Source organism: Pseudomonas sp. Tof1 (assembly GCF_055390395.1).
The window spans coordinates 1,080,139-1,095,194 of the sequence record NZ_AP024344.1 but is presented as its reverse complement, the minus strand read 5'-3'; the positions used below and the strand labels follow the sequence as shown (position 1 = coordinate 1,095,194).

The 15,056-nt window shown below is 63.9% G+C and carries 13 protein-coding genes and 1 other RNA gene; all 14 read right to left on the bottom strand.

Annotated elements, in window-relative coordinates:
• Positions 1–2: 2 nt before the first annotated feature.
• The 14 genes from ACZ5KU_RS04975 to rsmI all read right to left on the bottom strand — a co-directional run bounded on the left by ACZ5KU_RS04975 (position 3) and on the right by rsmI (position 15,026).
• Complete coding sequence (locus ACZ5KU_RS04975) at positions 3–971, bottom strand: D-alanine--D-alanine ligase (RefSeq protein ID WP_054061932.1); 969 nt, start codon at positions 969–971, stop codon at positions 3–5.
• Positions 968–2,428 (bottom strand): UDP-N-acetylmuramate--L-alanine ligase, encoded by a 1,461-nt coding sequence (murC, locus tag ACZ5KU_RS04970; RefSeq protein ID WP_054059860.1) that lies wholly within the window; start codon positions 2,426–2,428, stop codon positions 968–970. Before murC ends, ACZ5KU_RS04975 begins: the two co-directional genes overlap by 4 nt.
• Positions 2,421–3,491, bottom strand: a complete 1,071-nt coding sequence (gene murG, locus ACZ5KU_RS04965) for an undecaprenyldiphospho-muramoylpentapeptide beta-N-acetylglucosaminyltransferase (protein ID WP_054059861.1) — start codon at positions 3,489–3,491, stop codon at positions 2,421–2,423. Before murG ends, murC begins: the two co-directional genes overlap by 8 nt.
• Positions 3,481–4,695 (bottom strand): putative lipid II flippase FtsW, encoded by a 1,215-nt coding sequence (ftsW, locus tag ACZ5KU_RS04960; protein ID WP_054059862.1) that lies wholly within the window; start codon positions 4,693–4,695, stop codon positions 3,481–3,483. The genes murG and ftsW overlap by 11 nt, the downstream gene beginning before the upstream one ends.
• Positions 4,692–6,038: a UDP-N-acetylmuramoyl-L-alanine--D-glutamate ligase gene (murD, locus tag ACZ5KU_RS04955; RefSeq protein WP_054059863.1), complete on the bottom strand. Its 1,347-nt coding sequence runs from the start codon at positions 6,036–6,038 to the stop codon at positions 4,692–4,694. Before murD ends, ftsW begins: the two co-directional genes overlap by 4 nt.
• Before the next feature lie 5 nt (positions 6,039–6,043).
• On the bottom strand, positions 6,044–7,126 hold the full coding sequence (gene mraY, locus ACZ5KU_RS04950; RefSeq protein ID WP_054059864.1) for a phospho-N-acetylmuramoyl-pentapeptide-transferase: 1,083 nt from the start codon (positions 7,124–7,126) through the stop codon (positions 6,044–6,046).
• A complete protein-coding gene (locus ACZ5KU_RS04945) occupies positions 7,126–8,505 on the bottom strand; it encodes a UDP-N-acetylmuramoyl-tripeptide--D-alanyl-D-alanine ligase (protein ID WP_054061935.1) in 1,380 nt (459 codons plus the stop codon). The genes mraY and ACZ5KU_RS04945 overlap by 1 nt, the downstream gene beginning before the upstream one ends.
• Positions 8,498–9,961: a UDP-N-acetylmuramoyl-L-alanyl-D-glutamate--2,6-diaminopimelate ligase gene (locus tag ACZ5KU_RS04940; RefSeq protein ID WP_054059866.1), complete on the bottom strand. Its 1,464-nt coding sequence runs from the start codon at positions 9,959–9,961 to the stop codon at positions 8,498–8,500. Before ACZ5KU_RS04940 ends, ACZ5KU_RS04945 begins: the two co-directional genes overlap by 8 nt.
• The gene (locus tag ACZ5KU_RS04935; RefSeq protein ID WP_192842759.1) at positions 9,961–11,697 is read right to left on the bottom strand and encodes a peptidoglycan D,D-transpeptidase FtsI family protein; all 1,737 of its coding nucleotides are present in this window, start codon (positions 11,695–11,697) and stop codon (positions 9,961–9,963) included. The genes ACZ5KU_RS04940 and ACZ5KU_RS04935 overlap by 1 nt, the downstream gene beginning before the upstream one ends.
• Entirely contained in the window at positions 11,697–11,990 is a 294-nt protein-coding gene (ftsL, locus tag ACZ5KU_RS04930) for a cell division protein FtsL (RefSeq protein ID WP_017904835.1), read from the bottom strand. The genes ACZ5KU_RS04935 and ftsL overlap by 1 nt, the downstream gene beginning before the upstream one ends.
• Complete coding sequence (gene rsmH, locus ACZ5KU_RS04925) at positions 11,987–12,934, bottom strand: 16S rRNA (cytosine(1402)-N(4))-methyltransferase RsmH (protein ID WP_054059868.1); 948 nt, start codon at positions 12,932–12,934, stop codon at positions 11,987–11,989. The genes ftsL and rsmH overlap by 4 nt, the downstream gene beginning before the upstream one ends.
• Complete coding sequence (mraZ, locus tag ACZ5KU_RS04920) at positions 12,931–13,386, bottom strand: division/cell wall cluster transcriptional repressor MraZ (protein ID WP_054059869.1); 456 nt, start codon at positions 13,384–13,386, stop codon at positions 12,931–12,933. The genes rsmH and mraZ overlap by 4 nt, the downstream gene beginning before the upstream one ends.
• 310 nt (positions 13,387–13,696) lie before the next feature.
• Positions 13,697–14,050, bottom strand: an RNA gene (gene rnpB / locus ACZ5KU_RS04915) — RNase P RNA component class A.
• 133 nt (positions 14,051–14,183) lie between these two features.
• Positions 14,184–15,026, bottom strand: coding sequence for a 16S rRNA (cytidine(1402)-2'-O)-methyltransferase (gene rsmI, locus ACZ5KU_RS04910; RefSeq protein WP_192842758.1), 843 nt, complete (start codon positions 15,024–15,026; stop codon positions 14,184–14,186).
• Positions 15,027–15,056 lie beyond the last annotated feature (30 nt).

Here is a 15,056-nt window from a genome sequence, read left to right as displayed (position 1 = left end):
CGTTAACCTCTCGGTCCTGGATTGCTGGCGACACTTTCCGCCAGGATCGCCAGCACCAGTTGCTGGAAATCGAGGCCGGCCGCACGTGCCGCCATGGGCACCAGACTGTGGTCGGTCATGCCCGGGGCGGTGTTGACTTCCAGGAACCAGAACTGGCCATCGGCGTCCTGCATCACGTCGGCACGCGCCCAACCGGCGATACCGAGCGCCTCGCAGGCTTTCGCCGTGAGGTCCATCAGTTCCTTTTCCTTGGCAGTGTCGAGGCCACAAGGAATCCGGTACTGGGTATCGGATGCCAGGTACTTGGCGTCGTAGTCGTAGAACGAATGCGGGGTGCCGAGGGCGATCGGCGGCAGAACCTGGCCACGCAGCGTCGCAATGGTGAACTCCGGACCGTGAATCCACTGTTCGACCAACACTTGCGAGTCGTAGGTGGCGGCGGCTTTCCAGGCGGCGATCAATTCGTCGACGCTGGTCACCTTGGCCATCCCGATACTGGAGCCTTCATGGGCAGGTTTGACGATCAAAGGGAAACCCAGTTCCGCACCGGCTGAAATACAGTCGGCTTCGCAGCCCAGCACGGCGTGGCGCGGGGTTGGAATACCCAGGCTGTGCCACACCTGCTTGGTGCGCAACTTGTCCATGGCCAGGGCCGAGGCCAGGATGCCGCTACCGGTGTAGGGAATCTCCAGGCACTCCAGCAGGCCCTGCATGCTGCCGTCTTCACCACCGCGACCATGCAGAATGATGAAGGCCCGGTCGATCTTCTCGTTCAGCAGGCGCTGCAACAGATCGTCGCCGACGTCGATACCGAAGGCGTCGACGCCAGCGCCCTGCAGTGCTTCAAGCACGGCGGCGCCGGATTTCAGCGAAACCGGACGCTCGGCGCTCTTGCCGCCGTACAGCACGGCGACGCGACCGAAGTCCTTCGGCTCAAGGGTCGAAAACAGGTTGGCGTAGGCGGCGGTCATTTCGATTTCTCCGCGCCGGCAGCGGCAACCGCGCCTGCGAACAGCGAACTCTTGAGCAATTGCGGCGCGAGGCCACCGATATCACCGGCGCCCTGGCACAGCAGGATGTCGCCCGGTTGCAGCAGTGGCTTGACCAGCGGCGCCAGGTCCACGCCACGCTCGATGTAGATCGGGTCGAGCTGGCCACGCTGGCGGATGCTGCGGCACAACTGGCGGCTGTCCGCACCGGGAATGGCCTCTTCGCCCGCCGGATAGACTTCCATCAGCAGCAGCACGTTGGCGTCGGCCAGGACCTGGACGAAATCGTCGTACAGGTCGCGGGTACGGGTATAGCGGTGCGGCTGGTAGACCATTACCAGGCGGCGCTCCGGCCAGCCACCACGCACGGCCTTGATCACTGCCGCGACTTCGGTCGGGTGGTGGCCGTAGTCGTCGACCAGCATCACGCTGCCGCCGTCCACCGGCAGTTCGCCGTAGACCTGGAAGCGCCGACCGACACCCTGGAAGCCCGACAGGCCCTGGACGATGGCTTCATCGCTGATGCCCTCGTCGGTGGCAATGGCGATGGTGGCCAGGGCGTTCAGCACGTTGTGGTTGCCCGGCATGTTCACCGACACGTTCAGCGGCTCGCGATCGCGGCGCAGCACAGTGAAGTGGGTCTGCATGCCGGCCTGGCGGATATTGATCGCGCGCACGTCGGCGTCTTCGTGAACCCCGTAGGTCACGGTCGGACGCGCGATCTGCGGGAGGATCTCGCGCACCACCGGATCGTCCAGGCAGACCACGGCCAGGCCGTAGAACGGCAGGTTGTGGAGGAACTCGACGAAGGTCTTCTTCAGCTTGCTGAAGTCACCCTCGTAGGTGTCCATGTGGTCGGCGTCGATGTTGGTGACCACGGCGACCAGCGGCTGCAGGTGCAGGAAGCTGGCATCGCTTTCGTCGGCTTCGGCGATCAGGTAGCGGCTGGTACCGAGCTGGGCATTGGTACCCGCGGCATTCAGCCGGCCGCCGATGACGAAGGTCGGATCGAGGCCGCCAGCGGCGAACACCGAAGCGATCAGGCTGGTGGTGGTGGTCTTGCCATGGGTACCGGCCACGGCGATGCCGTGGCGATAACGCATCAGTTCGGCGAGCATCTCGGCCCGCGGCACCACCGGAATACGACGTTCCAGGGCGGTCGCGACTTCCGGGTTGGACTTGTTCACGGCGCTCGACACCACCAGCACGTCGGCGCTGGCGGCGTTCTCGGAACGATGGCCGATGAAGATCTTCGCGCCAAACGACTCGAGCCGGTCGGTGACCGGCGAGGTCTTCAGGTCGGAACCGGACACTTCATAGCCCAGGTTCAGCAGTACTTCGGCGATCCCGCACATGCCCACGCCGCCGATCCCGACGAAGTGGATGCGACGGATGCGGCGCATTTCCGGTTGCGGGATGGCTTTCTGACTCTCAACCATGGGCCACCTCCAGGCAGATCTCGACGACGGTGCGGGTAGCATCGGGCTTGGCCAGGCGGCGTGCGGTGCTCGCCATGGTGTTCAGTCGTTCCGGTTGCATCAAAACCTCTGTCAGGCGTGCCGCCAGATCGGCGGCGCCAGTCGTTCTTTGCGGCAGCAGGAAGGCAGCGCCCTCCCCGGCCAAATATTCGGCATTGCGGGTCTGGTGGTCGTCGATCGCATGGGGCAGAGGCACCAGCAACGAGGGCAGACCGGCAGCAGCCAGTTCACTGACGGTCAAGGCGCCTGCGCGACAGACCACCAGGTCGGCCCAGCCATAGGCTTGGGCCATGTCCTTGATAAAGGGCGCCACCTGCGCCTCGACACCCGCCGCCTGGTAGCGTTCGGCGGTCACTTGGTCGTGGTTGCGACCGGCCTGGTGGAAAACCTCCGGGCGGTACTCGGCCGGCACCTGGGCCAGGGCCTCGGGCAGCAGCTTGTTCAACGGTTCGGCGCCAAGGCTGCCACCGAGGATCAGCAGGCGTGCCGGACGGCCGCCCAGGGCCTGGCGCGGAGTCTCCAGGAACAGCTCCGGGCGCACCGGGTTGCCAGTGGTACGACGCTTGTCCGAGGCGCCGAAGGTATTCGGGAAAGCTTCGCAGACCCGTGCCGCCAGCGGCACCAGCAGCCGATTGGCGGTACCCGCCACGGCATTCTGCTCGTGCACGATCACCGGAACGCCAGCCAGGCGCGCGGCGACCCCACCAGGACCGGTGACATAACCACCAAAGCCCAGCACGCAGACCGGCTTCAGTTGGCGGATCACCTTGTGCGCCTGCCAGATCGCCCGCAGCAGCACGAACGGCGCCTTGAGCAGCGACAGCTTGCTCTTGCCACGCAGGCCGGCGACGTTGATCAGGTGCAGCGGCAACCCGGCATTGGGCACCAGTTCGTTTTCGATACCGCGCGGCGTGCCCAGCCAGTGCACGGTGAAGCCCCGCGCCTGGAACTCGCGGGCACACGCCAGCGCCGGGAACACGTGGCCGCCGGTGCCGCCGGCCATGATCAGCACGTTAGCGGCCATAGGGAGTGTCCTCCGCAAAGTCGCTTTCATCGAATTCCATCTCTTCGCTGCCCAGGTGGGTTCGACTCTCCCACTCGATGCGCAGCAACAGGCCGAGACAGGCGCAGCAGATCACCAGGGAGCTGCCACCGTAGCTGAGGAACGGCAGGGTCAGGCCCTTGGTCGGCAGCAGGCCGACGTTCACGCCGATGTTGATCAGGAACTGGCCGATCCACAGGAACGCCAGGCCGTAGGCCATGTAGGCGGCAAAGAACTGCTTGGCCTTCTCCGCCCACAGGCCGATGTACATGGCCCGCACGCTGACGAACACGAACAGTGCGACAGTACACAGCGAGCCCACCGCACCCAGCTCTTCGGCGAGTACGGAGAACACGAAGTCGGTATGGGCTTCGGGCAGGTAGAACTGCTTCTGCACGCTGTTGCCCAGGCCGACCCCCAGCCACTCGCCACGACCGAAGGCGATCAGCGCCTGGGTCAGCTGGTAGCCGGAACCGAACTGGTCGGCCCAGGGGTCGGTGAAGGTGGTCAGACGGGCCATCCGGTAGGGTTGCGCCTTGATCAGCACCACCACCGCGACTACGGCCAGCAACACCATCAAGCCGAAGCGCAACAGCCCGACGCCGCCGAGGAACAGCATTGCCGCCGCGGCCCCCATCATCACCACGGTGGCCCCGAAGTCCGGTTCCATCAGCAACAGGCCGGCCATCGGCAGCAGCACGACGAACGGCTTGAAGAAGCCCATCCAGCTCTCGCGCACTTCCTTCTGCCGGCGCACCAGGTAGCCGGCGAGGTAGATCACCACGAACACCTTGGCGATTTCCGAAGGCTGCACGTTGAAGAAACTGAACCCGATCCAGCGCATCGAACCGTTCACTTCACGGCCGATACCCGGCAGCAGCACCATCACCAGCAGGCCGAAGGCGCCCACCAGCATCATGAAGCCCATGCGCTGCCAGGTGGCGATCGGTACCATCATCGTGGCGATGCAGGCGCCCACGCCGATGACCAGATAGATCAGGTGGCGGATCATGTGGTACAGCGCGTTGCCCGATTGCACGGCAGCCACTTCGGAGGATGCCGAGGTGATCATCACCAGGCCGAGGCCGAGTAGCGCCAGGCAGCCGGCGAGCATCGGGAAATCGACGTCGACACCACGCCCGGTGATAATCGGCGACGGATACGGCTTGAGGATATTGAAATTCATGCCAAGCCCTCCACGGCACTGGCGAACAGGCGCCCGCGCTCTTCGAAGTTCCTGAACATGTCGAGGCTGGCGCAGGCTGGCGACAACAGCACGGCATCGCCGTCCCGGGCCAGCTCGGCGCTACGCCGCACCGCTTCGTCCAGGGTCTGCACACGAATCAATGGCACTTCGTCACCCAGCGCCTGGGCCAGCAGTTCGGCATCGCGGCCCAGCAGGACCACCGCCCGGCAGTGGGCCGCAACCGGCGCACGCAGGGCGGAAAAATCCGCGCCCTTGCCGTCGCCGCCGGCGACCAGCACCAGCTTGCCGTCGATATCGGCTCCCAGGCCCTCGATGGCCGCCAGCGCGGCACCGACGTTGGTGGCCTTGGAGTCGTTGTAGTAGTTCACGCCGTTGTGCTCGCGCACCCATTGGCAGCGGTGTTCGAGGCCGCCGAAGGTGCGCAGGCTCGACAGCATCGCGTCGAACGGCAACCCCACGGCATGCCCCAGCGCCAACGCGGCCAAGGCGTTGGACTGGTTATGGGCACCACGGATCTTCAGTTCGCGCACCGGCATCAGGTTCTGGAACTCGAAGGCCAGGTATTTCTCGCCGCCTTCCTCGCGCAGGCCGAAAGCCTTGAAGTCCGGTTTGCCCAGACCGAAGGTCCAGCAGGGCAGGCCTTCGCTCATCAGCGGCCGGGACAGGGCGTCCTGGCGGTTGACCACCACCTGCTTCGCTCCGCGGAAGATCCGGTGCTTGGCCAGGTGATAGGCCGGCAAGCCGCTGTAGCGGTCCATGTGGTCTTCGCTGATGTTGAGCACGGTCGCCACCGCAGCGTTCAACTGGTCGGTGGTTTCCAGCTGGAAGCTCGACAGCTCCAGCACATACAGTTCGATATCGTCGCCGAGCAGGTCCAGCGCCGGGGTGCCGAGGTTGCCACCGACCGCCACGCGCTTGCCGGCAGCAGCCGCCATTTCGCCCACCAGGGTGGTCACGGTGCTCTTGGCGTTGGAGCCGGTGATCGCGACGATCGGCGCCTTCGCGTTACGCGCGAACAGCTCGATATCGCCGGACAGTTTCACGCCACGGGCCGCAGCCGCCTGCAACGCCGGGGTCGCCAGGGCCAGGCCCGGGCTCACGTAGAGTTCGTCGGCACGGCAGAGAAACTCGACATCCAGCTCGCCACAACGCACTTCCACCTGAGGGTAGTCACGGCGCAGCGTGGCCAGCTCCGGTGGATTCTCCCGCGTATCGGCCACCGCAAAGGCAACGCCCCGGTTCGCCAGGAAGCGAACCAGGGACATGCCGCTCTTGCCGAGGCCGACAACGATGCGGAAGTGGTCAGAAGCGATCAGCGACACGGGTTCTACCTCAGCTTCAGGGTGGCAAGGCCGATCAGCACCAGAATCACGGTGATGATCCAGAACCGGACGATCACGCGTGGCTCAGGCCAGCCCTTGAGTTCAAAGTGGTGGTGAATCGGTGCCATGCGGAACACCCGGCGACCGGTCATCTTGAAGGAAGCGACCTGGATGACCACCGACAGGGTCTCCATGACGAACACCCCGCCCATGATGAACAGGACGATTTCCTGGCGAACGATCACCGCGATGGTGCCCAGGGCCGCGCCCAGCGCCAGGGCGCCGACATCGCCCATGAAAACCTGGGCCGGATAGGTGTTGAACCAGAGGAAGCCCAGGCCGGCACCGATCAGCGCGCCACAGAACACAATCAGCTCACCGGCGCCCGGTACGTAGGGGATCAGCAGATATTCGGCGAACTTCACGTTACCCGACAGGTAGCAGAAGATACCCAGTGCACCACCGACCATCACCGTCGGCATGATCGCCAGGCCGTCGAGACCGTCGGTCAGGTTGACCGCGTTGCTCGAACCGACGATCACGAAATAGGTCAGGACCACGAAGCCCACGCCCAGAGGAATGCTGACATCCTTGAGCATCGGCACGATCAGGGTGGTTTCCACCGGGGTCTGCGCGGTCATGAACAGGAAGATCGCCGCCCCCAGGCCGAACACCGACTGCCAGAAATACTTCCAGCGGCTTGGCAGCCCACGGGAGTTCTTCTCGATCACCTTGCGATAGTCGTCGACCCAGCCGATGGCGCCGAACAGCAGGGTGACCAGCAGCACCACCCAGACATAACGGTTATGCAGGTCCGCCCACAGCAGGGTGCTGACGCCAATGGACGACAGGATCAGCGCGCCCCCCATGGTCGGCGTGCCGGACTTGGAGAGGTGCGATTGCGGGCCGTCATTGCGAACTGCCTGGCCGATCTGCAGGTTCTGCAAGGTACGAATCATCCACGGGCCCAGGAACAGCGACAGAGACAACGCGGTCAGCACCCCGAGAATCCCGCGCAGGGTCAGGTACTGGAAGACCGCGAAGCCTTTGTAGAACTGTTGCAGGTACTCCGCTAGCAGCAGCAGCATTAATGCGTCTCTCCCTTGATATGAGGCGCAGGCCCGCACAGGGCCGCCACGATGTTTTCCATCGCCGCGCTGCGCGAACCCTTGATCAAAATGGTGGTATTGGTGTCTTGCTCGGCGCCAAGCGCCTCGATCAGATCGGCCTGAGTGGCGAAATGACGAGCGTTTTGGCCAAATGCGTCGACGGCGTGGGCCATCATCGGTCCCACCGCGTACAGCGCGGAAACCTTGCCTGAGGCGTAAGCCCCTACTTCACGATGCCCCTGCTCCGCCCACTCGCCCAACTCGCCGATATCTCCGAGCACCAGAACGGTGCGGCCGGAAAAGCCGGCGAGTATATCAACGGCAGCGCACATTGAGGTGGGGTTCGCGTTGTAGGTATCGTCAATCACGCGAATGCCATTGATTGCCAATTGCGCCACCGTCCGGCCCTTGACCGGCTGGACCGCTTCCAGCCCGGCGACGATTCCCGGCAGGGACACGCCCAGCGCATGGGCGGCGGCGGCGGCGGCCAGGGCATTGGCCACGTTGTGCGTGCCCAGCAGGTTCAGTTGAACCGGTGCCGAGCCGTCGGGAGCGTGCAGCTCGAATTGCGGGCAGCCGCGTGGATCGCGGGAAACCGCGCGGGCGTGGAAATCGGCGCTGTCATTGTCCAGGGCAAAGCTCAGCACCTTGCGGGCGCCAGCCCGGACCTTCCAGATCGGGAAGGCCTTGTCGTCCAGGTTGAGTACGGCAGTACCGTCGGCCTGCAGCCCTTCGATGATTTCGCCCTTGGCCTCGACGATTTTCTCGGGGCCACCGAACTCGCCGACATGGGCGGTTCCGGCGTTATTCAGGATCGCGACATGTGGCCTGGTCATGGCGACGGTGTAGGCGATCTCGCCAATACGCGAAGCACCCAGTTCGATCACCGCGGCACTGTGCTCCGGCGCCAGTTCGAGCAAGGTCAGCGGCACGCCCAGATCGTTGTTCAGGTTGCCCCGGGTCGCCAGGACCAGGCCACGGGTACGCAGAATGCTCGCCAGCATTTCCTTGACCGTGGTCTTGCCGCTGGAACCGGTAACCGCCGCCACCGGCTGCTTGAACAGTGCCCGATTCAGCGCCCCAAGCTGCCCCAGGGCCAGGCGGGTATCACGAACCACCAGTTGCGGCAGTTGGCTGCCGGCCACCTCGCGCTCCACCAGCGCTGCGACGGCGCCCTTGGTCGCCACGTCGTCCAGGTAATCATGCCCATCGAAACGCGGCCCGGTCAGGGCAACGAACAGTTGCCCAGGCTGAATCGACCGGCTGTCGATACTCACCCCGGAGAAACTGGCATCGGCCGCACTCAGGCGACCGGACAAGGCATTGGCGACCTCACTCAATTTCATGGCTTCAAGCATTGGCGGCCTCCCAGGCATCCAGAGCCTTGGCGGCTTCGACCAGATCGGAGAAGGCGTGGCGCACGCCGTTGATCTCCTGGTAATCCTCATGCCCCTTGCCGGCCAGGACGAGCACGTCGTCGGCACTGGCAGCGGCAATCAGCTCGGCAATCGCCAGGCCACGACCGGACACGAAACGCACGGCATCAGGGGTACTGAAGCCCGGACGGATATCGTCGAAGATCTGCTGGGGATCCTCGGTGCGCGGGTTGTCGTCGGTCACCAGCACGCTGTCGGCCAGACGCTCGGCCAGTTCGGCCATCAGCGGGCGCTTGCCGCGATCGCGGTCGCCGCCACAGCCAAACAGGCAACGCAACTGCCCCTTGGCATGCGGGCGCAAGGCCAACAGGACCTTTTCCAGGGCATCCGGGGTGTGTGCATAGTCAACCACCACCAGCGGGCGCGTGCCGCCACCCAGACGCTGCATGCGACCGGCCGGGCCTTCCAGTTGCGGCAACACCCGCAGGATTTCATCCAGGGCGTAATCCAGCCCCAGCAAGGCGCCCACGGCTGCCAGGACGTTGCTCAGGTTGAAGCGGCCGAGCAGCGTGCTGCGCAAATGATGTTCGCCCTGCGGGGTCACCAGCGTCGCGCGCACCCCCTCGTCACCGAACTGGGCGTCCCGGCAATACAGGTGGGCACTGCTGTCCTGCAGGCTGTAGGTGATCAACCGCGATTCGTGCTCGCCAGTTGCCAACCGCCGGCCGAAGTCGTCGTCGAGGTTGATCACCCGGCAACGCAGGTTGGCCCAATCGAACAGCTTGGCCTTGGCCGCACCATAGGCTTCCATGGTGCCGTGATAATCGAGATGGTCGCGCGAGAGATTGGTCAGCACCGCCACGTCGAAGGCCAGGGCACTGACCCGGCCCTGATCCAGGCCGTGGGAGGAAACCTCCATGGCCACGGCCCTGGCACCGGCGTTCCTCAGGTCGGCCAGGGTCGCCTGCACGGCGATCGGATCCGGCGTGGTCAGCATGCCGCTGTTGAGCGCGCCATGAAACCCGCTGCCCAGGGTGCCGAGAATCCCGCAGCGCTGACCAAGCAGGTCGAGGGCCTGGGCCACCAGTTGGCTGACGCTGGTCTTGCCATTGGTACCGGTGACACCCACCAGGTTCAGTTGCCGGCTCGGCTCGCCATAGAAGCGTCCGGCGATCTCCGACAACTGCGCCGCCAGGCCCTTGACCGGAATCAGCGGGACATCGGTGATCGGCAGCACGGTAGCGCCCTGGGCTTCATAGGCAACCGCCGCCGCCCCACGCTGCAGCGCATCGGCGATATGGTTGCGGCCGTCGACCTTGCCACCCGGCACCGCCAGGAACAGGTCACCGGCGCGCACCTTGCGGCTGTCGAGCGCCAGCTCGCGAATCAGCAGATCGCGACCGGCATGAGGGAAAATCTTGTTCAGGCTCAGGGACATTAACCACGCCCTCCTTTTACAGGTTCCGGCGCGGCGATGGCTTGCTGCTGCGGAATACTCGACAGGTCATCCGGGCTGACGTTCATCAGCCGCAGAGTGCCGGACATCACCTTGCTGAAGACCGGCGCCGAAACCAGGCCACCGAAGTAGCCGGCCTTGCTTGGTTCGTCGATCACCACCACGATGGCGTAACGCGGATCGCTCATCGGGCCGAAACCGGCGAACAGCGAGCGATAGGAGTTCTCGGCATAACCCTTGGTGCCGACCGATGTCTTGCGCGCGGTACCGGACTTGCCGGCGACATGATAGGCCGGGACCTTGGCACGCCAGACACCCCGCGGCGCCTCGATCACCTGCTGCAACATGCCCTGCATGGTCTTGGCGACCTTTTCCGGGATGACCTGGGTACCTTCGGGCGTCTTGTCGGTCTTGATCAGGGTCAGCGGCACGATCTTGCCATTGTTGGCCAGGGCCGAGAACGCGTGCACCAGCTGGATGGCGGTCACCGACAGGCCATAGCCGTAGGACAGGGTCGCGGTTTCGGCCTTGCGCCACTCACGGTAGTTCGGCAGGTTGCCGACGCGCTCGCCAGGGAAGCCGAGACCGGTGTCCTGGCCCAGGCCGACTTTCTGCATGACGCGGAAAATCGCCTCGCCACCGATATCGAAGGCGACCTTGCTCATCCCCACGTTACTGGAGTTGATCAGGATACCGGTCAGGTCGAGCACCGGGCCTTCGGTCTTGGAAACGTCGCGGATGGTGTACTTGCCCAACTGCAGGGTGCCGGGATAGACCTCGACCGTATCGCTGGGCTTCCAGCGTCCGGTTTCCAGGGCGGCACTCATGGAGATCGGCTTCATGGTCGAACCCGGCTCGAACACGTCGATCATCGCGCGGTTGCGCATCATCGCCGGCTGCAGGTTGCGACGATTGTTCGGGTTGTAGGTCGGCTGGTTGACCATGGCGAGGATCTCGCCGGTCTTCACATCCATGATCACCAGGCTGCCGGCCTTGGCGCCGTTTTCCACCAGGGCGTTGCGCAGTTCGCGGTTGGCCAGGTATTGCAGGCGCAGGTCAATGGACAACGCCAAGGGCTTACCGGCCTTGGCGTTCTTGGTTACCTGGACATCCTTGATCAGCCGGCCGCGCCGGTCCTTGATCACCTGTCGCTTGCCGGGCACCCCGGCCAGCCACTCGTCGTAGGCCAGCTCCACCCCTTCGCGCCCGTGGTCGTCGATGTCGGTAAAACCGACCATGTGCGCCGCCACTTCACCGGCTGGATAGAAACGCCGGAACTCCTCGATGCCGTAGACACCGGGAACCTTGAGATCGAGCACGGCCTGGCCCTGCTCCGGGGTCAGGCCGCGGACCAGATAGATGAACTCCTTGTTGGCCTGCTGCTCCAGGCGCTCGGCCAGCAGCTTGGGATCCTGCCCGAGCGCCTGGGCCAGGGCCGGCCAGCGATCCTTGGCCAGTTGCATTTCCTTGGCATTGGCCCACAGCGTGGTCACCGGCGTACTCACGGCCAGGGGCTCGCCGTTACGGTCGGTGATCAGGCCGCGGTGGGCGGGAATCGGAATGTGCCGCATGCTGCGCGCGTCGCCCTGGCCGATCAGGAACGCACGATCGATGACCTGCAGGTCGACGATCTTCCAGCTGATATAGCCGACCATGAGCGCCAGCGCGCCGAGCACGACGCGGAAACGCCACGGATAGAGCGCGCCTTCGAGCTTCATCATGGCGCCACCATCCTGACCTCGGACGGGCTGGGAATGCGCATCTTCAGTTGCTCGGTGGCCAGGGTCTCGATACGGCTATGGGCGGTCCAGGTGCTCTGCTCGAGGATCAGTCGCCCCCACTCGGCCTGGGCCTTGTCCCGCACGCTCAGCTCGTTGTAGAGCGAGTTGAGCAGTTGGCGGTTCCAGTGCGCGCTATAGGACACGCCGATGGCGGACACCAGTACGGCGACAAATAGCAGGAACATGAAAAAGCTTCCGCCCGGAAGTGGCTTGGCGTAGAGCTTGCTCACCGCAATTTCTCCGCGACACGCATGACGGCACTACGAGCACGCGGGTTGGCCTTGAGCTCGGCGTCGGAGGCGAACCGGGCCTTGCCGTGCACCTTGATGCGCGGTTCGAATGCCTGGTGGCGGACCGGCAGGTTACGCGGCAGGTTGTCTTCCTCGCCCTTGACCAGGCGGCGCATGAACAGCTTGACGATGCGGTCTTCCAGCGAGTGGAAGCTGATCACCACCAGGCGACCGCCGACTTCGAGGGCGTCCAGCGCTGCTTCGAGGCCGGCTTCGAGATCGCCCAGCTCATTGTTGACGTGAATACGCAGGCCCTGGAACGCCCGGGTCGCCGGGTTCTTGCCCTTCTCCCAGGCCGGGTTGGCGACCTTGAGCACCTCGGCCAGATCGGCCGTGCGCTCGAAAGGCCTGATTTCACGACGCTCGACCACGGCACGGGCCATGCGACCGGCGAAACGCTCCTCGCCGTACTCCTTGAAGACCCGGGCAATTTCCTCCACCGGCGCGGTGGCGATGAACTCGGCGGCACTGATCCCCCGCGAAGGGTCCATGCGCATGTCCAGCGGACCGTCATTCATGAAGCTGAAGCCGCGCTGCGGGTCATCCAGCTGTGGCGAGGAAACGCCCAAGTCGAGCAGGATGCCATTGACCTTGCCCGCCATCTGCCGCTCGGCGACCTCCGCCCCCAGCTCGGCAAAGCTGCGCTGCACAACGACAAAGCGGCCGTCTTCGGCCGCTAGCGCTTGCCCGGTGGCAATCGCCTGTGGATCCTTGTCGAAACCCAGAAGTCGGCCATCAGGTCCGAGTCGGCTGAGAATCAGGCGGCTATGCCCGCCCCGACCGAAGGTGCCATCCAGATAGCAGCCATCAGGGCGTACGGCGAGAGCCTCGACGGCTTCGTCAAGCAGTACGGTGATGTGGTTAAAGCCGCTATCAATAGTCACAGGATCAGATCACGCAGTTCATCAGGCATCGCGCCCGGTTGTTGAATGGCCGCCAGGTCCGCTGCAGCAACAGCATTCCAGGCGTCCTCGTCCCACAGTTGAAACTTGTTCAGTTGGCCCACCAGCATCGCGCGCTTGTCCAGCTTCGCGTACTCACGCAGGCGCGGCGGCACCAGAAAACGGCCACTGCCATCGAGTTCGAGATCGACGGCATTACCAATCAGCAAACGCTGCAGACGGCGGTTCTCTTCCCGCAACGACGGCAGCGCACGCAACTTGGTCTCAATCAGTTCCCACTCGTCGAGTGGATATACACATAAGCAGGGATCGACCGCATCGATGGTGACGATCAGTTGTCCGGAACTACGCGAATCGAGCTCGTCACGGTACCGACTCGGCATGGCGAGACGGCCCTTGGCATCGAGACTGATAGCGTTGGCTCCGCGAAACACAGCTGCGTTTCTCCAAATATTAGCGTTTTACGTCCAAAAAACCCACTTCATGCCACTTTCCTCCACTTGCGCACACTATAGGAATGCGCCCACCACACCGTCAAGGCACGGTCTTAAGGAAAACCCTTACAGAACGGAGATTTAGGAGCGTAAAAGGAGACTTTGCGAGAATCTGGAGAGGTTTCTTCCGGGCAAACTCGATGCGCCTCAGAAACTTGAGGTCAGAAGTTAAAGTAGTTTGTTAAGACTAAGATTTTTTCGATATTACAAATGCGCTTCTGCCAGCGATTGCGGGCAGGGAGGGGAAAAAGTGGAGAGTCGATCTGTAAGCCGGGTTCTGTCGAGGACAGTCATTCCTCTACGATGGCCATCACTGGACATCTTTAGCAACCTACCCGGTTCCAGCGCGGGCCACGCCTTGGAACCCTATTTGGTCTTGCTCCGAGTGGGGTTTACCTAGCCACGAACTGTTACCAGACGTGCGGTGCGCTCTTACCGCACCTTTTCACCCTTACCGGCACCGAAGTGCTTAGGCGGTTGTTTTCTGTGGCACTTTCCGTAGGCTCACGCCCCCCAGGCATTACCTGGCACTCCGCCCTATGGAGCCCGGACTTTCCTCCCCCCTCCAATTTTCATGAAGGGCAGCGACTGTCCAATCGACTCTCCGCCGCGCAGGTTACCGGCACATGGCCAGAAGGACAAGCATTAAAGCCGTCATCGCCCCGGCATGCCGGGACAAGATGTGCCACCCAGGACCATTCCGACATCAATAGCCGAATGGCCCCACGAAAAAATCGTCAGTCATTTTTCTGCTTATCCAGCGCCACCTGATACAGCAGGTTCTTGCGTACACCGGTGATTTCCGCCGCCAGGGCGGCGGCGCGCTTGAGCGGCATTTCCTTGAGCAGCAGGTCGAGAATGCGCATGGCCTCGGCGCCGACTGCCTCATCGCCTTCCGGGGCACTCCAGCCGGCGACCAGCACCACGCACTCGCCACGCTGCTGATTGCTGTCGGCTTCGACGAAGCTGCGCAATTCAGCCAGCGGCAGCCCCTTGAGCGTCTCGAAGGTCTTGGTCAGCTCACGTGCCAGCAGCGCCGGGCGCTCGGCACCGAACACCGCTTCCATGTCCTGCAGACATTCGAGGATGCGGTGAGGTGCCTCATAGAAGATCAGCGTCCGAGGTTCTTCGCGCAGTTGTTCCAGACGCGAACGACGCCCCGCCGCCTTGGCCGGCAGGAAGCCCTCGAAGATGAACCGGTCGGACGGCAGACCCGCCGCCGACAGCGCCGCGATCAGCGCACAGGCGCCCGGGACCGGCACCACCTTGATCCCCGCGGCACGCGCCTGGCGCACCAGGTGATAGCCGGGATCGGAAATCAGCGGCGTGCCAGCATCGGAGATCAGGGCAACATCCTCGCCCGCCTGCAGCTTGGCGATGAAACGGCTGCCCTCGTCACGCTCGTTATGCTCATGGCAGGCCGCCAGTGGCGTGTTGATGCCGAAGTGCTGCAAGAGCCGCAGCGAATGCCGGGTGTCCTCCGCCGCGATCAGCGCCACCTCGCGCAGCACCTTCATTGCTCGCGCACTGATGTCATCCAGGTTGCCGATGGGCGTCGCCACCACATAAAGCGAGCCCATCGCGGAATTCAAAGCACCTGGAGCAGTCAA